The 17,241-nt window shown below is 53.8% G+C and carries 14 protein-coding genes, 1 tRNA gene and 1 pseudogene; 8 read left to right on the top strand and 8 right to left on the bottom strand.

What is annotated here, in order from left to right:
• Positions 1 to 127 precede the first annotated feature (127 nt).
• Positions 128 to 3,271, bottom strand: a complete 3,144-nt coding sequence (locus OZX57_RS03510) for a glycosyltransferase family 2 protein (protein WP_277162728.1) — start codon at positions 3,269 to 3,271, stop codon at positions 128 to 130.
• Positions 3,272 to 3,474: 203 nt separating this feature from the next.
• Here OZX57_RS03510 and OZX57_RS03505 point away from each other — a divergent pair, with 203 nt between their 5' ends.
• The 4 genes from OZX57_RS03505 to OZX57_RS03490 all read left to right on the top strand — a co-directional run bounded on the left by OZX57_RS03505 (position 3,475) and on the right by OZX57_RS03490 (position 6,731).
• The gene (locus OZX57_RS03505; RefSeq protein WP_277162727.1) at positions 3,475 to 3,960 is read left to right on the top strand and encodes a hypothetical protein; all 486 of its coding nucleotides are present in this window, start codon (positions 3,475 to 3,477) and stop codon (positions 3,958 to 3,960) included.
• Entirely contained in the window at positions 3,939 to 4,865 is a 927-nt protein-coding gene (locus OZX57_RS03500; RefSeq protein ID WP_277162726.1) for an LCP family protein, read from the top strand. The genes OZX57_RS03505 and OZX57_RS03500 overlap by 22 nt, the downstream gene beginning before the upstream one ends.
• 470 nt (positions 4,866 to 5,335) lie before the next feature.
• Positions 5,336 to 6,247: an LCP family protein gene (locus OZX57_RS03495; RefSeq protein ID WP_277162725.1), complete on the top strand. Its 912-nt coding sequence runs from the start codon at positions 5,336 to 5,338 to the stop codon at positions 6,245 to 6,247.
• Between the two features lie 205 nt (positions 6,248 to 6,452).
• The gene (locus tag OZX57_RS03490; protein WP_277144447.1) at positions 6,453 to 6,731 is read left to right on the top strand and encodes a WhiB family transcriptional regulator; all 279 of its coding nucleotides are present in this window, start codon (positions 6,453 to 6,455) and stop codon (positions 6,729 to 6,731) included.
• A 268-nt stretch (positions 6,732 to 6,999) separates the two neighbouring features.
• On the opposite strand, the gene OZX57_RS03485 is transcribed toward OZX57_RS03490, so the two are convergent.
• On the bottom strand, positions 7,000 to 8,502 hold the full coding sequence (locus tag OZX57_RS03485; RefSeq protein WP_277162724.1) for a PAS domain-containing sensor histidine kinase: 1,503 nt from the start codon (positions 8,500 to 8,502) through the stop codon (positions 7,000 to 7,002).
• A 378-nt stretch (positions 8,503 to 8,880) separates the two neighbouring features.
• On the opposite strand from OZX57_RS03485, the pseudogene OZX57_RS03480 reads away from it, so the two are divergent.
• Positions 8,881 to 9,698, top strand: a pseudogene (locus OZX57_RS03480) (hemolysin III family protein).
• Positions 9,699 to 9,906: 208 nt separating this feature from the next.
• Here OZX57_RS03480 and greA read toward each other — a convergent pair.
• The 3 genes from greA to OZX57_RS03465 form a co-directional block, all read right to left on the bottom strand.
• Positions 9,907 to 10,389, bottom strand: a complete 483-nt coding sequence (greA, locus tag OZX57_RS03475; protein WP_277162723.1) for a transcription elongation factor GreA — start codon at positions 10,387 to 10,389, stop codon at positions 9,907 to 9,909.
• Between the two features lie 106 nt (positions 10,390 to 10,495).
• Entirely contained in the window at positions 10,496 to 10,903 is a 408-nt protein-coding gene (locus OZX57_RS03470; RefSeq protein ID WP_277162722.1) for an FKBP-type peptidyl-prolyl cis-trans isomerase, read from the bottom strand.
• A gap of 289 nt (positions 10,904 to 11,192) precedes the next feature.
• Positions 11,193 to 12,473, bottom strand: a complete 1,281-nt coding sequence (locus OZX57_RS03465; RefSeq protein ID WP_277162721.1) for an MFS transporter — start codon at positions 12,471 to 12,473, stop codon at positions 11,193 to 11,195.
• Positions 12,474 to 12,685: 212 nt separating this feature from the next.
• Here OZX57_RS03465 and OZX57_RS03460 point away from each other — a divergent pair.
• Positions 12,686 to 12,766 (top strand) — tRNA-Leu (locus tag OZX57_RS03460).
• A 375-nt stretch (positions 12,767 to 13,141) separates the two neighbouring features.
• Here the strand turns inward: OZX57_RS03460 and OZX57_RS03455 are convergent.
• Positions 13,142 to 13,594, bottom strand: coding sequence for a hypothetical protein (locus tag OZX57_RS03455; protein ID WP_277162720.1), 453 nt, complete (start codon positions 13,592 to 13,594; stop codon positions 13,142 to 13,144).
• 512 nt (positions 13,595 to 14,106) lie between these two features.
• On the opposite strand from OZX57_RS03455, the gene OZX57_RS03450 reads away from it, so the two are divergent.
• Together OZX57_RS03450 and OZX57_RS03445 are read left to right on the top strand one after the other, a co-directional pair.
• Positions 14,107 to 14,436, top strand: a complete 330-nt coding sequence (locus OZX57_RS03450; protein WP_277162719.1) for a hypothetical protein — start codon at positions 14,107 to 14,109, stop codon at positions 14,434 to 14,436.
• A complete protein-coding gene (locus OZX57_RS03445) occupies positions 14,433 to 15,419 on the top strand; it encodes a 3'-5' exonuclease (RefSeq protein WP_277162924.1) in 987 nt (328 codons plus the stop codon). The genes OZX57_RS03450 and OZX57_RS03445 overlap by 4 nt, the downstream gene beginning before the upstream one ends.
• A 58-nt stretch (positions 15,420 to 15,477) precedes the next feature.
• Here the strand turns inward: OZX57_RS03445 and OZX57_RS03440 are convergent, their stop codons facing one another.
• Both OZX57_RS03440 and OZX57_RS03435 read right to left on the bottom strand, forming a co-directional pair.
• A complete protein-coding gene (locus tag OZX57_RS03440; protein WP_277162718.1) occupies positions 15,478 to 16,491 on the bottom strand; it encodes a Ppx/GppA family phosphatase in 1,014 nt (337 codons plus the stop codon).
• 143 nt (positions 16,492 to 16,634) lie between these two features.
• Positions 16,635 to 17,156, bottom strand: a complete 522-nt coding sequence (locus tag OZX57_RS03435) for a DUF501 domain-containing protein (RefSeq protein WP_277162923.1) — start codon at positions 17,154 to 17,156, stop codon at positions 16,635 to 16,637.
• Positions 17,157 to 17,241 lie beyond the last annotated feature (85 nt).

The raw sequence follows: 17,241 nt of genomic DNA, 5'->3' as shown, positions 1-17,241 counted from the left end.
GTAGCGTTAGCAGTCTGCTTGGAATTCATTTCAGTTGCCGCCGCCGACGGCGGAATCGGAACCGGCGGAACAGAGGATCCCTCGCCATTGCTGTTCATGCGATCGTTCATCCTATCCCCAATATTCTTCATAACTGTTCCTGCCCGTACCTTCGTGCCCTGGGTATTGCCACCAGGACATAGATCAGCATCACTACAGCCAAGCACCACAGCCATACCTTCCGCCACGCATCGTGCTGTGCCGCACTTTGCCCAGTGACAGATATGCCTTGTTTGTCTTCTTCAACCTTGGTCAGACGGTAATAGGTGCCGGAAGGACTGTTGACCACCGATTGCACACCGGAGCTGGCATTGATGTTGCTGATGAGACGCAATGTGGCGTCTTTGTCGGTCACTGATTTATCGGCCGAAACGTAGATGCCTCCGAAACCAAGCTTGGTAATCGAATCGATGGCATCGTCATTGCCGTTGGCGAGCAACATGGCGCTGTCATTGGCCAAGAGATCGACAGACACATCACTGCCGCCGGAAACTTCTTTCGCCTTCCAAGCAGGCGAGACATCGACCAGATCACCACGTCGTGAGCGCATAACCGAAAAATCGATACTGTTGTCTCCCACTGCTTCGAGCGCAAGAATGCGATGGCTGCCTTTGCTCTCCAAATAATCCGCAGCGACCATCGGCAAACCACTATCGCTGACACGTACGTCGTTGTCTCTCTGCCAGATGCCGAAAGCCCCTGCAGCGAGTGTCGTCATGGCCAACACCACAACCAGCACCACGCGCCCGGCCTTGACGGCCACGCCTTTCACCTTGCCTGCGGCGCCAGACGAATCAGCGCTTTGCGCATCCTGATCACTTTGTGATATGCGCAACGGAACGAAACGTTTTACCGCTCCGCCCGCCACGATGCAGGAGCAGGAAAGCAGGGCCATCAAAGCCAACACGACGCCTGGAAGCACCGAACCCGCAGAAGTCTCGCCACCCTGCACAGACACACCAATCCGGCACGAGGCCATGGAAAGCAGCAAACCGATAATGGCCACAGCCCACATCATCCTTGAGGCACGAAGCGCGAAAGGCAGCAGCAATGCCATCAATGCCAGCACTACGACTACTCCAAGCACGGCCACGACCACGATGACTTCCGGACCCCACTGTGCAAAGGACTGTGCCTGTATATCCGTACCAGCGGAAAGACCGAAGGCTCGTGCCACCACCTGCGCGAAGGAAAGCGAAGCGGGAGCCGAGGACGGCAACGGGACAAGGACGTCGGCGAAGAACTGACGCCAAGCGCCTTGCATGGCATACCGGATACCATCAACGATGGTCGGAGCGAGCACGGCAAGAGTTGGCAACGGGATGAGCAGCAACATCGTACGATGAGAACGCACCACAAACAGGAACAGAATCAGGCAGACGATCAACGCAAGCAACAGCTGCGGTTCGGCGGCCGTGACCACAGCAAAACACAGCGCTGCGCAAGCGGCGGCCTGAACGGAAGGATGAGGCCGCACCAAATCCTCGGTGTTGTACATCCCCACAGCTCTGAAGGTGAAAGCAAACGCAGCAGGCAAAAACACCATGACCATCAGCAATGGCAAATTCGCACTGCCGAAGGCGCCCAGCGCCAATGCAAAAGCGACCCAAAGCAGACCGGTGACGACTCGGACCGGATCGGAACGAGTAAAGACTCCGGAAAAAGCCCAAAAGGCCAACGCCATTGCCGGCGCCGCCAGGAAAAGCATCAGCGAAAGCGCGATGGACGGATGACCCAGCGTCAATACCGACACCACCAGCCAGACCATCAGCCAAGGTGCAGGCGGAACCGCCAAGCCGGTACCTACACCGAAAGCCCACGGTGTGGTGGCCGCGGAAAGCAACGTGGTGAAATTCGCAGCGCTGGGAATCAATATCGATGAATACGGACTGGCACCGCTCCAAACGCCACGGAACACATCCCATTCAAACGCCACGACCACCGCAAAAGCAATCAAAGCCATCATTGCAGCTGCGCCAAAACGCCTTACCGCACGCGTACGCAAATGGCTTTTGGCCAAAGGACTCAACAATACGGTATGCTGCTGGCTGTCAAACGCATTGCATCGTTTGCGCCACAGCCCTATCTGCCGACGGTCGACGGAAAGCATATCCGAGGAAGCCGAAGCCGCCCCGTGCCGCCGAGCCTGTTGTTGCCGAGCACGAATCATCCCCGGCAATGAGGCAAGTGCCCGCCATGGCAGGCACAGCACGCACCAAGCCCTCCACGGATGCTTGGCGATAAGCGCTCCTGCAGCATTCCAGAGGGCACGGAACAGATTCACGATCCAAAGCAAGGGCCAGAAGAGCGTGCGAATATCGGTGTAATAGTATTTCTGGGCCGAATCAAGAACCGGCATGGTGGTGTCCAGCGGACTGTCCTCGTCAACAGGCTCACCCATCTTTGTTCTCACGCCTTCGAAGCGCGCCCTGCGATGGGCGATATGAGCTTGGGGTACTACGATGACGCGTCCGCCATTCTCGCAGATACGTCGTGAAAAATCAGCACCCTCCGCAAAGGTGGTGAACCAACGGTTGATGTCGCCCACTTCTTTGGTGGTCTGCAACGGCAGCAATGCACCGGCCAATGAGACCGCGAAGACATCGCTGCGACCGTCATATTGCTCCTGGTCGGGTTCGCCTTCCACGACAAGGCTTTCCAAACGATGTTTGCCCGCATAAGCACCGACATTATGCAAGGCGGAGCCGCTCCAATCGAGCTGCTTGGCACCGATCAGCGAGACCGTGGGCGTATTGTGCCAGGCTTCCACCATCGATTCCAAGCATTCCGCCCCCACCGGTCGGGAATCATCATGCAACAGCCACAGGGCACGCACGGAGGCCGGAAGACTGGCATAATGAAGTGCCTTGCCTATTGCGTCAGAAAATGAGGTGGCACCCGCGGCACGCACCAACTGAACATCGACGCGTTCGGGAGGTGCAGGAACCAGTTGTTCGGAAGCGCCGTGGCCAAGCTCCAACGATGAGGAGACGGCAAATCCGGTACGCATTGGCTGAGATGTGCCACCGGTGCAGTCAGCGATGACAATGGTGCGTGGCAACACTTTCTGAGACAGCACGGCATGCAAAGTGGCGGGGAAGAAACGTACATCACGTTCGACGGTGATGACTGCGGCGATACTACGGTCGACCTCTTGACCGGCCACATGCGGCCGCTCACCGACCACACCGGCTACTATTTGCTGAATATCGACACTGCCGTTGGAACTCATGCTCACCAGTGTAGACGAAGGCCTCGCTAGCCCATTAAGCGGAATCAAATATGGTCAGCCACGAGTTGAATAGTCGGAGCTCGCTTGGTATCATTCACACAGGCAAAATTCAGCCGTTAGGCATACAATGCGTTTTAGAACAGTGACGGTAATTCCCGTAACAGTCTTTCAGGCTTCGTCTCGGGTAAGCAGAAAGGCGAGATATGGCTTCACACCGTATCAAAGACCTCAAGATACCTAATCTCGGTGGATGGCATACGCCCAAACCCATGCACGGCACCACCTATATGGTGCATCATCGTTTGCGCACCGCCATCGTCATGGCCATAGTAGGCATCTTCGTCTTTGCATCCACCGCAGTGGGTGTCGGTGCCTTCGCTTTGGTCCATGCTCCCAAATCCGTCAAAGTCATCCGCCAGCATGGAGTCACCGACGAAAAGCTCGTCGACCCCAATGAAGGTAAACCCATTGAATTCCTGGTTCTTGGGCAAGACACCCGAGACGGCGGCGACAACGCCTCGCTCGGCGGCACTCACGATACCGGCGAACACAACGCCGACACCACCATGGTGGTGCAGATCAGCGCCGATCGCTCCTATATCAATCTCGTCTCCATCCCCGAGATTCCCTGGTCAACGCCCCAAGCTGCCAGACCACCAAGGGCACCGTGCCTGCACGTCACAACGTAATGTTCAATTCCATTTTCGCCACCGGCTGGAATGTGGGCGGCGACATCGCCAGTGCTGCAAGCTGCACCATGAACGCCGTCAACGCGCTCACCGGACTTAAACTCGAACATTTCATCGTTGTGGATTTCCAGGGCCTTCAAGGCATGATCAACGCCATCGGCGGAGTCAACGTCTGCCTGCCCACAGACATGAAGGACGATTACACCGGCCTTGACCTCAAGCAAGGTCTCCAGCACCTCGACGGCACACAAGCCACCGAATACGCTCGTATGCGTCACGGCACCGGCACCGACGGCAGCGATATCATGCGTACCGCCCGTCAGCAATACCTCGTCAAGGAAATACTCACCGAAGCATTGTCGAAGAACATGCTGACCAATAGCGCACAGCTGTATCGTCTGGCCAATGAGGCGCTCAAATCACTGAACATCTCCAGCGGACTTTCCAATGCCACTACATTGGCCGGTCTTGCGTTGAGCTTGCACAACATCAAACCCGACCACATCTATGCCCGCACCATTCCTGTCGTTCCGGCCCCGACCGACCCGAACAACCGTGTTGTTTGGTCCAACGATGCCGACGACACCTGGCGTACATTGCGCGATTTCAAGCCACTGACCCAGCAGGATATGCCGACGGATCAAAGCAACAGCCAAAACAATGACAGCCAAGACACGAACGACCAGAGCCAGAATACCGACAACAATCAGGCACAACAGCAAGGCACACCTGATCCGGCAACCGGTCTCATCACCACCTCTGACGGCCGGCTCATCGACCCTGTCACCGGAGGAACCGTCGACAAGAAGAACGGCATGATTCGCGATCCAAACACCGGCCAATACATGGGTGTCGCCAACCAGTACCTCAACGCGACGGTATGTGCGGTTCCTGCGCAGAAGTAGGGCAATACTCCTCCCCAGTGGCTTCACCACGAGTAAAAGTAGGTAAAGGCTAGAACAGGGGGCACATGGGTAACCAGTCAGACGGATACGACACACAGGGCAATCCCCGAGCTTCATACCTTCCGGAGCGCGGAAACGCCCGGATACCGGACATGTGCCGGTTCCCGGCAACGCATCAGTGCCTCCTACGTTTACACCGTCCGGAGCGCACAAGAGGAAAACCTCTCATCAGTCCCAACCCATGGCAGCGCCCACGCCGATGCCACAACGACGAACGCCACGCCAAAGCGAAGGATCGTCGCGTCTCGCCTCCCCATGCGCACTTCCTCCTCGCAGAGCATGCCAAGAAACTATCCTTCGAGTGCGCCATCACGTCGACCCAATCGAAGCAATGCCCCAAGATCTGGCGATACGGTTGTAAAACCACATAAAAAGTCCGTTGGGCGTTAACTGCCCTACTGGCTATCCTGTTGGTTATCGTACTGGCGCTTTTCGGTTGCTGGAACTGGGCCAACTCACAGCTGGATAAAAGTGATTGGCTGACAAGTAAAGCGCATACCGACGGCACCTCATGGCTTATCCTCGGTTCGGACGAACGTGATGATTCCGGTGTTGGCGGCAGTGCCGATGATACTCCCGGGTTCCGCACCGATACCATCCTCGTGCTCACCAAACCAGCGCATGGCAATTCCTCGTTGATTTCGATTCCGCGCGATTCATTGGTCAAAGTCGGCACGCAGAGCATGAAACTCAACGCCGTTGCCGAAACACAAAGCAAAAAGGCCCTGACCGGCGAAATCGAGGATATCACCGGCAAGAAAATCAACCACGTCGCCGAAATCAAATTCAACGGTCTGACCAAAGTGGTCGATGCATTGGGCGGAGTCAACCTTTGCTATGACAGAACGGTCAATGACAATTTCTCCGGGCTTAACTGGCAGGCGGGTTGCCGTACGGCTGACGGAACCACCGCTTTGGCCTTCTCCCGCATGCGCTATTCCGACCCAAAGGGTGATTTCGGACGTGCCGAACGCCAGCGGCAGGTCATCGGAGCCATCATGAGCAAGGCCTCGTCAGGCGATACCATGAAGAGCCCATCGAGCCTTCAGAAGGTAGCCAAGGCAGCGCTCTCCTCCATCGAAGTGGACAAGAAGACGAATCCGCTGACTCTGGTATCGATGGCCATGGCCTTCAAGTCCGCTACAGGCAAACAAGGCATTTCCGGATCGGTCTATTGGACGGATCCCAACCACTATGTCCGAGGCGTCGGCTCGACGGTGCTGCTGGATGATGCCAAAAACTTCGAACTCTTCGACCAGCTGGCGTCCGGCAGCCATGCCCCGGGTGCGGTAGGCACGTTGTCAGAAAACGTCTCCCAGTAGGCTTTTGGTATTAGCAATCATGATGCTGTTCTTTCCCGCAAAAGCGCAACTGTCAACTTCAGAGTGATGTCAGACATATTTGCAAGAGTCGTACAAAAATGAAAATTCGGCTATTTTTCTGGTTAAAAAGCCTTGAAAAATATCCGTTTCGTGGTTATCTAAGTAGTGGTATCCAGTGAGGACTAAAGGAAGGTCGTTTGCTTCTATGAGTAATGCTTTTGATTGGCGAGCCAAGGCGGCGTGCCGCGATAAGGATCCCGAGCTCTTCTTCCCCGTCGGCAACACGGGCGCTGCCTATCAGCAGATCGAAGAAGCCAAGGCCATCTGCCGTACTTGCAAGGTCATCGATGCATGCCTCAAGTGTGCACTTGACACCAATCAGGATTATGGCGTCTGGGGCGGCCTGAGCGAAGATGAGCGCCGCGCCCTGAAGCGTCGCGCCATGCGCGCACGCCGTAGTCAGAACATGCAGATGCAGGTCTGATTTAGCACTCTGTGTGAAATTCGCGCCACGAACTTGTGTGGTAATCGATGAATTTCATTTTGATAAGAAAATTCCCTTCCGGTTCATAGAAATCGGAAGGGAATTTTGCATAGGCGCTGGCTACATATCACCGAGTATCAGTCATATGATGAGTGACTAAAAGATTCACAGCGAAATCGCATAATCACTCATCTCACAATGACTGATGGGGGTTTATTGCCACTTACCTCGATTCCAAGCATTTCCATATATGGATAACGGTCCGAAATCAGTATTCCGGCTCATCGTCTTCCTGTGCTGCACGCAGGTTGATATCGAGAATGACCTTGGTACCACCACCATGGCGATCATCCCAACGCACGGTGCCGTTGAAATCGTTGGTCACGAATGTGTTGATGATCTGTGTGCCGAGGCCGGAACCAGAGGAACGGGCCATGCCGTTGTCTTCCTCGGCGGCCAAACCGGAACCGTCATCTTCGACCACGACGTTGAGATGATTACCGCTGCGACCAACCGAAATGGTAATGTTGCCTTCCTTGCGGCCTTCGAAGCCATGCTCGACCGCGTTGGTGATGAGCTCGGTCAGAACCAAGGAAAGCGGGGTGGCGTCCTGCGCCGGCATCATACCGAACTTGCCGATGTAGCGGATGTGGATGTGCTGGTCGTCCATCGTGGCCAGGTCTACGCTCATCTTCAAAAGGTTGGAAATCACGGCGTCGTAATCAACGATCTCGTTGACCGTCTGGCTCAGCCCTTCGTGGACGGTGGCGATGGTCTGGATACGACGCTGCGCCTCTTTGAGCTCGGTTTTGACCTCTTGAGACTTGGTTTTTCTCGCCTGCAGGCGGAGTAATGCGGACACTGTCTGGAGATTGTTCTTCACCCTGTGGTGAATCTCGGAGATGGTGGCATCCTTCGTCTGGAGTTCCTGCTCGCGCCGACGCAGTTCGGTGACGTCGCGGCACAGCACGATGGCTCCGGCGCGGCCTGTTTCGTCATAGAGCGGCAACGAATGCATTGAGACCATGGAATTGTTGGCATCGAGTTCGCAGTCAGCCGCCGCCTTGCCGCTCAGCACCAGCGGCAGTATATCGGGAACTGGGTCGTTGGAGTGAATCAGCTGAGTGCCGATTTCGCTGAGATAGTGCCCTTCCATTCCGGCAATGGCGCCAAGCCTGCGGAAACAGCTGATGGCGTTGGGCGCAGCATATTGCACGATGCCTGTAGATCCGAGGATGATGAAGCCATCAGAGACCCTGGCGTTGTGCCGTTGGCTCATGATTGCATCATGATAGGGAAACTGTCCACGCGGAATCATCTCGAAGAGCATCTTGCCGGCATTGATGCTTTCCGATTCATAACGACCATTGGATTCCCGGGTGGTCATGTTGGTTTCACGCACCACCACACCAAGAGTCTTATTGCCGCAACGAACCGGCGCATAGACGTTGCAGACGCTCGATTTGCCGACTCGATGCAGAGTCGTGGTGTGAAGCACGCCCTTGGCCTCCATGGCCATCTCAATCTCTCCGACGAGGTTCTCAGACACCTCGTTGCCCACGGCATCATCACTGCGCATCGTCATCACGGTGGAAGGGCGGCATTGCTCGGCAACAATGTATCGGCCATCGTCCCGTTTCAGCACCAACAACAAATCAGCAAAACTCAAATCGGCAATAACCTGCCAATCCGCAACCAGCAAATGCAGCCATTCACGATCGCCGGCATCAAAGTCGGATTGTGCAGCAAGAATCTCATCAAAATCAGCCATACTTCAATGATACTATGAGTGGTTCCGCAAGCATCGTGTAATTGCCGATATGATGTCATCAACCTAGGTTACGATAACGTAAGTTACGTTTGCGTAGGAAATCATCATATCTTACTCGATTGTCATATGCCGATTCGCCCGCAAGACGATATATGACATTTTGGAGGGCCCATGTCCGAGAAATCCGTCACCGGTACCGGCAACGGTTCCACACCTGTCAATGAACAGCGTGATGCCCCATACGACAAAACCGTCACTAACCAGATTCCTTCCCCGCACGCACCACTCGACAACGATGCCGTCGACGCCCCAGCTTCATCCCCAGCCGACATTGCCGCCACCGTCACAACCACTGTTTCCAAAGCCCAACAACAGGCTATGGAAACCAAGGCCGAAGCCATCAGGACCGCAGCGCGCAACAAGGCTGATACCATTCGCCGCAAAGCCGACGAGCGAGCCGCCATCATCATCGCACGCGGCGAGGTGAAGGCTGCGGAAACACTCGGCATCGCTCCCCACCGATGCCCGGACGCAAAGTCCGTCTCGACGTACATGGCCGACCCAAACCGTTGCTGCGCGGCTGGATTCATGCCGTCGCCGCACCGCTGGCACTCGCTGCCGGCATCGTACTGATATGCCTGGCAAAGGGCACGGGACTCAAATGGGCCTGCGCTGTGTTCATGGTTTGCTCGCTGATCCTCTTCTGCAATTCTGCTACCTATCATCTGGGTGATTGGTCGCCGAAAACCACCGACATTCTGCGTCGCATCGACCACATGAACATTTTCCTCTTGATCGCAGGCACCTACACTCCGGTCTCCTTCGCCCTTACCCCCAACTGGCGCAACGGCGTAATCGGCGGGATGTGGGCCTGTACCTTGGTGGCGCTGCTTATCCACGTCATCTGGATTAACGCCCCGCGATGGCTCTATACGGCGGTCTACATCATCTTCGGTGTTTCCGGGGTGGGCTTTCTCGACCTCTTCTGGTTCTCGCCCTACGCTGGACCGGCGGTGGTTGTTCTGTTGGCCGCAGGCGGGGCATGCTATATCACCGGAGCCATCGTCTATGCGCTGCGCAAGCCCGACCCGTGGCCGCGCGTATTCGGCTTCCACGAGATATTCCATCTTGGCACCGTGGCCGGGTACGCCTGCCATATGGTGGCCATTTACATGGTCATCGTCAATCTCTCCTGAAATCCCATAGCTGCACGCCATCCATGCTGCATGCTTTCGTCAAGTCTCCATTCGAAACAGAATCCAAACGATGTGTGCAGATTTGCCTCACAACCAATCCACGCTGATTATGAACAACACCGACAGTGCCACTTCCGTCCAAATACAGTAAGGGCCCGGTACCATCAAATGGAACCGGGCCCTTTGCATGTAAAGCGTTAGCAAACCATCACTTCATCGGTTTGGCGTCCTTGATTTTCACCTTGATTTCACGGCCATTCGGAGCCTTGTAGGCGACTTCGTCACCTTTTTTGGCACCCATGATAGCGGCACCTATCGGCGATTCCGGGCTGATGACGTCGTAATCAGTGGCCACGGCGATGTCACGCGAGCCGAGCACATACTGCATCTCCTTGCCTGCGAGTTCAAGGGTGACCAATGAGCCATTGCCGACCTTGCCTGCCGGCGGCGCCTTCAGAATCTTGGTGTTGCGCAGTTTGACGATGAGCTCGTTGATACGCCCCTCGTTCTTGCCCTGCTCCTCACGCGCGGCCTGGTAACCGCCGTTTTCCGAAAGATCGCCCTCAGCGCGGGCCGTGGCGATACGCTGGGTGATCTCGTCACGATAATCGCCCTGTCGATAAGCCAGCTCCTTCTGAAGCTTGTCATACGCCTCTTGCGTAAGCAGAATGGTCTTTTCTTCCTCTGCCATATTTGCCTCCTTGCTTTTACGGTTTGTTTTCAGCACCGTTTCCGGTAATACCGAATAATTAAAAATGACCGGCCCGCCGGCCGGTCATCATATAGGTTTCCGAACTTCAGCGCGTGGAGATGATATCGACGACAAACACCAGCGTGTCATCGCCGCCTATGCCGGCCTGGGGCATTCCCTGCCTGCCATATCCATATTCCGGCGGAATCGAGACCACCAGACGCGATCCGACATTATGACCCGGGACCGTGCGGTCCCAGCCCTTGATGACCTGTCCTACACCAATGCCGAAACTGGCTGGCTGATGGCGGTCGAAACTCGAATCGAACGGTTCGTCCTTGCCCCATACCACACCGTGATAATTGACGGTGACCGTGTCACCGGAGCGGACCATCGGACCGTTGCCTTCGACAAGTTCAACGGCTTTGAGCCCTGTGGGAGCCGGGGTATCCGGAAATTCAATCACCGGCTTGGCGCCGAATTCGGCGTTCACCTCAGGCATATTCGTAGCCATACGTAGGCCTCCTTGTTGTTTTCGCAATGTCACTAGACTAGCACTCACGCACCCCTGGGGCACCGATTGTGCTCAAAGTACACAGAATCTTCTGGAAGAAGAACGACAAACAACTTTCGATAATTCCTGATTCTTTGAATCTGTGACCTATCGGACCAACCCTGAATTGTTTATTGAAAACACTGGCATATACAAACTGGTGCGGCTAAACGACGCTAACGTCATCGGACCGCACCAATCAATCAGACATCAGGAATGATTCGAGATGGCACATACCTGATTGGTTGAATCACTTCTTGCTCTGTCCCAGCTCAGGACGCACGAACACGACCGTCAATGCGCACAGTGCCGTCATCAAAGCGATGAACAGGAAGGCGTTGGTGAACGAGCCACCTGCAGCCTTGACCATACTGCCAAGGATAGTCGGGGCGAGGAAGCCGCCGATGGTGCCGCCGGTGTTGATCACGGCGATGGAAGAGCCGATGATCTCAGGATTCATGATCTTGTGCGGCCAGGTGAAGATGCCGGTGAAGGCGAACATTGCGACCAGACTCATCAGCGCCAGCAACACGATAGAAAGCGCAAGGCTGTTCTTGCCTGCAAAGACGAAGACGACAATCAGCACGGAGGTGAGCAACGAAGCGCCGATGATGGCGGCACGCTCACGGCCGAGGAACAGCTTGGACAGCAGAGAACCAGAGAAAATCGTCGCCAGCATGGTGAAGATGGAGTTGAACGCCAGCACCAATCCGGCCTGCGTAGTGGTCAGGCTGAAGTTTTTGGTGATGTAGGTGGGCATCCACGACATCTGACCGTAGAGCATGACGTTGATGAAAATCATTGCGACAAACAGAACGATGACGTTGCGGTTCTTGATGACATCCTTGAAGCCGACCTTGGGGGCATCAGCCTTGGCAGCTTCGACATTGCCAGCCTTGGCTTCGGCCTGAGCCTTGTGCTCTTCTTCGGCCGCGCCGCCATGCGAGGGGACAAAGAACCAGATGAGGATGACAGACACCAGATAGAGCGCACCCAATACAGCGTAAGCCATGCGCCAGTTCGAGGCGACCAGAGCGCTGCCGAGTGTGAAGGCGAGGATGCCGCCGATACCGGAGGTGGAAAGAATCAACGACTGGACGAATGTACGCTTGTTTTGCGGGAAGTTCTCCGCAATCGACTTGGTGACGCTCGGCGGATAGCCGCCGTGTCCGAGACCCATGCAGAAACGCATGACGATGAAGAGGATGAGGCCACCCATGGCACCGAAGAGGAAGGCGAATACGCCAATGACGATAAGCGAACCTATCAGCACCTTCTTGGCACCGATTCGGTCGGCAAGCCAGCCACAGGGAATCTGCATGATTGCGTAACCCAGGAAGAAGAACGACATGATCAAGCCAGTCTGAGTGGTGTCAAGGCCGAACTGCTTGCCGATGGGCATGATTGCCATCGAAATCATGCTCTTGTCCATATAAACGATGGAATAGCCGGCCATCAGGGAGACGATAATCATCGCGCCTCCGCGTTTCGCCGTCTCTTTCGTCGGTTTGGCTTCTGTTGCGTCCGCCATGTATACCGCCTTTATCGAAATAATTGAAACAAAAATAGTTTACCAATGCAAATGTTACCAAGTTTACACAACCAACATATTCTGAGACAAAATCACCATACATGCAAAAGCGGAACGACACGAATCCGCAAACTTGCAATTGGACGATGGCCAACATTTTCCTGTGGTAGGGCGGGCATGGCATAATAATGGTTTGTCGGCTAGTCCGACGTGCCCCCGTGGCGGAATTGGTAGACGCAGCTGACTTAAAATCAGCCGCCATTGGCTTGTGGGTTCGAGTCCCACCGGGGGTACCTCTTTTTATCCTCTCAAAACGCTGGAATTCCAACGTTTTCAAAAACTCAAACAGCACTCACAGGCTTCCATGAGTTCATTTTGAGTTCATTCCGCAACAAAATCGAATTCATAGCCTCCCCCACCGCATCCAAATCGTCATCAAAAAGATTTATAAACATCTCTAGCATCATGTTGACTAGAACAAGTCCCAGATGACGCTGAACGGCTTTGACATGCGCACCGCTGCGTGTCGCAAATTGTAAATAATCACCATGATTCCAACGTTTTACACTAGAATAGAATACGGAGTAATCTCTTTTCTAATAAGCAAATCATTTACTTGCTTATCAACTCTTGCAACATACCAAAGACACTTTGCTGTTAAGAACGATTTATTGCTTACTCATACGAATGGTCGATGTGGTCCCCAAGGCGGATTGCGCATAGGTAAGCTGCTTGCCATCATAGGTGAACTTCTTCGTCGCATCCTGTGAAGCCATGATTGACTTCTTCATAGTTTCGGTATCGCCTTGACTGGTCCACGAATACGCGCCAGCTTTAGTCGGTGCTGTGAACGTACCCTTCCAATACAAGCTCTTCTGGTCGGGCTTCACCCAATTAATCTCAATAGAGTCAACAGTGACCGTGGCCTCCATCATCTCGTCCTTGGAGCTAGAATTCGTTTGCTTCCATGTACCGATAAGATTTGCTGGTTTCGTTGCCGGCCTTGTCTGCGATGATGAGGCACCCTTACTGGCATCACTCTGGGAGGAAGCCCCGCAAGCCGCAAAACCTAAAAGCATTACCCAAGACACCACAACAACGGCCATCTTCTTCAATTTCATAATCCTCTCTCCTTCTATCGGTGCTACATGGTGTTGTGGAGTCGCATTTTCCAATATAAATCGGCCACTACATGCCAACCATTCTCATCCGGATCTCAGCAACTTCGCTCCCTCCCCATAATAGTCGAGGTGAACCCTTTAGCAATCTCTGGAGAGCTTCTGCCAAAGATATCTGCACTTTTTGAATCAAGAAGATAATTATGAGATGGAACATTACTGCATGTCTTTTAAACTTCGTAATTCTATTTGTTGGGGAACCGCGACCATAATCGTCATGTTCAGCATGGATGAGTTTCCCGACAAAGCATACTTCCGTCTCATATATTCGAATAAATCACGGTCTATTACAATCAACTCGCAGAAGAACTCAGACTCCTATCGATAATTTCAAAGGCGAAAAGCCATTGCTATCGCAAGTAGCTCTTCATCGCGAGCATGCATTAGTTCATGATTCCTTATCAATCTACTGTCTTTCATGCATACGTTGACAATTCGTTTTATATAATTGCTCCATGGCAAAGCACTCAAACGCAACGCAGCAAAAGAACCACTCCATAGCCAAAGTATTCCTCAAAATCATCTCTCTCGCTTGTTGGTCAATTGCGACATTCTTCTCTCTCGGAATCTTCGCCGGCATCATTCCTATGTTCGTTATTGGACTTATATTTGCCGCTCTCGGATGGCTGAGCTGGCATTGGGCAAACAAATATCCTGGTAGAACTCAAAAATCCCGTACAGGTAATCAAGCAAACCAAGATACAAATCAATTCACATCGTCGCCTGAAAGTTACAAGCTTGACGAAACCTTTGTGGCTGCCACCTATGATGCTGATTTCATATAGTTTTAGATACGGAAACGACAGGTTTGAGCAAACGAGACCATATTATCGACATTGGCATTGCAACAGTCAAGAATGGAAGAGTCACAGCAACCTTCTCCACTCTGGTCAATCCTCATACGAAAATTCCACGCAGCATTATGAACCTTACCGGTATCACTGACCAACAACTCGCTCAAGCTCCAGATATCCAGGAAATCCTTCCACCTCTGCTCAATGAGATAGCGGTGCTCCCCATACTCGGCCACAACATCGCTTTCGACCTAGGCATGATTGATAATGAGGCGAAACACATCGGTATCCAAGGCATGGAACCGTCACAAATCATCGATACCATGGCTCTCAGCGAAGCCATGTTCCCCAATTCCTACGGGCATTCGCTCGAAAACCTACTTCAGAGGCTCGGCATTGACGAGACTGAACAGCATCGTGCACTTTCCGATGCCTTGCAGACATTCGAATGCTATTGCAGACTCAAAACTATGTCTGCACCAATTACTGTGGATTGGCGTGAGGCACAACGGGAAAAAGAACAGACCAAGAAGGCAAGACAGAGGAAAAATCATAACTTCATGAGGGATTCCTATCTCGAATTCGTCGATACCACACCCAGAAACATAAAGCCAGCAGGTTTTCAACTCGAAGCTTTCGGCGGAGAGCATGTAAGCGGTTGCTACAAACATCAGCAGATTCTCAACAGCTACGGACGAGGAGCCTATTTTTGGGTCGCAGTTCGAAAAAGCAAGATAACCACAGGCAAATACACTGGATACCCCACTATCTCCATCAATCTCGATGGAGAGCAAATCGGGTTCCTCAGTCCACAACTCATGAGCCGCCACTATCTGCACATCCCAGACGGACCGGTTGTGGCACTTGCACACACAGTTAATGCTTCTGACATCACTAAGAAGATAGAAGTCCGTATAGAGTTACCGGAACCACACCAACCTATAGATCTTGCTCCTTATGTCATAAACACCTGAATGCCAATATTCGTTCTCTGGTCTTACCAGCAGGTATTTTACTGTTAATTCTAAAACTTTAACTTTTCAGCAACCTAGCACCATAATCGAGCACAATGCCGTCAAGCAGGCCGTGATCGCTGGAAAGGAACGAGTCAATCGGGGTGCCGTGGTCACGTTGCGCAGCCTCAGAGACACGGACAAGAACTCGGTTCCAGATCAACGCTCCCCCACCGACCACGTCAATGCGGCCCGGATGGATGGTCTTGTAGGTGGCACGCTCGGCACGGGTCATGCTGAGGAAGCGGTTGTCGATGTCGAAAATGTCCTTATACGACACTCGTACGCCATCGACAGCACGATGGTCATATTCCTTGAGCCCCAGCACCAACGCGGTCATGGTGGTTACGGATCCGGAGACACCGATGATGGTGCGGGTCTTGCCTGCCGGGACATGTTCGAATGCCTCGTCGATATGACGGTCGATGTCTGCGCTCGCTTCGGCGATTTCAGTCTGGGTAGGCGGATTGGTACGCAGATGACGCTCGGTCATGCGTACGGAACCGATATTCATCGAAAAAGCGGATTGCACGCTCGTCGCAGGTGCAGATTGGCCATCGCCACCCATGACCATTTCGGTGGATCCACCACCAAGGTCGACCACCATATACGGCGCCTCAAGGCCCTTGCGTGGCACACTGCCGGTGGCTCCAAGGAAGCTCAGTGCGGCTTCCTCAGTCCCGGGAATCACTTCCGGGCGCACACCCAGAATCGATTCGATACCATCTTCGAAATCCTTGCGGTTTTCGGCATCTCGCGTGGCAGAAGTAGCCACGAAGCGCAGCCCATCAACCGGATAGTCCTTCAAAACCTTGGCGAAATCCCGGGCTGCCGCGTACGCACGTTCCAGCGCATCATCAGCGAAACGGTGGGTTTTATCGACATCCTGACCAAGCCGAATGACCTGCAGCATACGGGGCACAATGTCCTCGACTGACCCGTCAGCAAACACCTTGGAGACTTTAAGCCTGATGGAGTTGGTGCCGCAATCAATCCCCGCAACGGTCGCAAAATCCTTGGTTTCGTCTCTCATTTCAGCACCATCCACTTTTTGCATCATCTTGTTTTGTCCCTCTGACATTATCCGTCAGGTGCAACATTATCGGCACGACAGCCGATTGATAACAACCTTATCTGCACCGCAACACGCATAGAGCAGATTCGCCCCTAAGTCAATCAGTCAAGTTCGGTGGTGCAGCGGCAAATTTTCGGGTCAAATTCGTCGGCGATACGTTTCATCACCATGTCACCAATCGGATTTGCGCCTTCACCCATCACCAGCGTTTGTGCGACGAGGGCATGCAGGCATTTGACGCGCACGGGCATGCCGCCAGCGCTAGTGCCCACAATATGCTCTTCGCTGTCGCCAAGCCGGGTTGCCAGCTCGTGACGGAAGGCAAGATAGAGCCGATGAGCACGCTCATACTGCTCATGAATCGTCTCATCGTGCTGGACCAAATCGGTATAATGCTGCATCGAACCGTCGGCCTCAACTCGCGAAACCGCCTTGGTAGCTTCCGGGCTGGTCAAGTAGCAGGTCGTGGGGAACGGCGTGCCATCAGGCAGCAAAGGACGGGTCACCACGGCAAGCGGCCTTCCGCACACACATCTGGCCCCTACCGCCACCATGCCACGCGGGAAACGACCCAGCTGACGCTTCACCAATGACACATCCTCGTCACTTGCCCTGTCGGCCATGACGCGATCGACCAGAAGCTTGGCTTGCGTTGCTAAATCAGCATCGTCGAGATTGCCATCGGTGGTCTTGTTTGCCAACGAATGT

Origin of the sequence: Bifidobacterium sp. ESL0682 (genome assembly GCF_029392815.1) — a bacterium.
In the GTDB taxonomy this organism is placed as follows: domain Bacteria; phylum Actinomycetota; class Actinomycetes; order Actinomycetales; family Bifidobacteriaceae; genus Bifidobacterium.
This window is presented reverse-complemented; position numbering and strand designations above follow the sequence as displayed.

Excerpts from the sequence above, each read along its gene's own strand:
- OZX57_RS03510 (WP_277162728.1), bottom strand. The coding sequence starts at position 3,271 with ATGAGTTCCAACGGCAGTGTCGATATTCAGCAAATAGTAGCCGGTGTG.
- OZX57_RS03455 (WP_277162720.1), bottom strand. The coding sequence starts at position 13,594 with ATGAAATTGAAGAAGATGGCCGTTGTTGTGGTGTCTTGGGTAATGCTT.
- greA (WP_277162723.1), bottom strand. The coding sequence starts at position 10,389 with ATGGCAGAGGAAGAAAAGACCATTCTGCTTACGCAAGAGGCGTATGAC.
- OZX57_RS03440 (WP_277162718.1), bottom strand. The coding sequence starts at position 16,491 with ATGAGAGACGAAACCAAGGATTTTGCGACCGTTGCGGGGATTGATTGC.
- OZX57_RS03435 (WP_277162923.1), bottom strand. The coding sequence starts at position 17,156 with ATGGCCGACAGGGCAAGTGACGAGGATGTGTCATTGGTGAAGCGTCAG.
- OZX57_RS03450 (WP_277162719.1), top strand. The coding sequence starts at position 14,107 with ATGGCAAAGCACTCAAACGCAACGCAGCAAAAGAACCACTCCATAGCC.
- OZX57_RS03465 (WP_277162721.1), bottom strand. The coding sequence starts at position 12,473 with ATGGCGGACGCAACAGAAGCCAAACCGACGAAAGAGACGGCGAAACGC.
- OZX57_RS03470 (WP_277162722.1), bottom strand. The coding sequence starts at position 10,903 with ATGGCTACGAATATGCCTGAGGTGAACGCCGAATTCGGCGCCAAGCCG.
- OZX57_RS03490 (WP_277144447.1), top strand. The coding sequence starts at position 6,453 with ATGAGTAATGCTTTTGATTGGCGAGCCAAGGCGGCGTGCCGCGATAAG.
- OZX57_RS03485 (WP_277162724.1), bottom strand. The coding sequence starts at position 8,502 with ATGGCTGATTTTGATGAGATTCTTGCTGCACAATCCGACTTTGATGCC.
- OZX57_RS03505 (WP_277162727.1), top strand. The coding sequence starts at position 3,475 with ATGGCTTCACACCGTATCAAAGACCTCAAGATACCTAATCTCGGTGGA.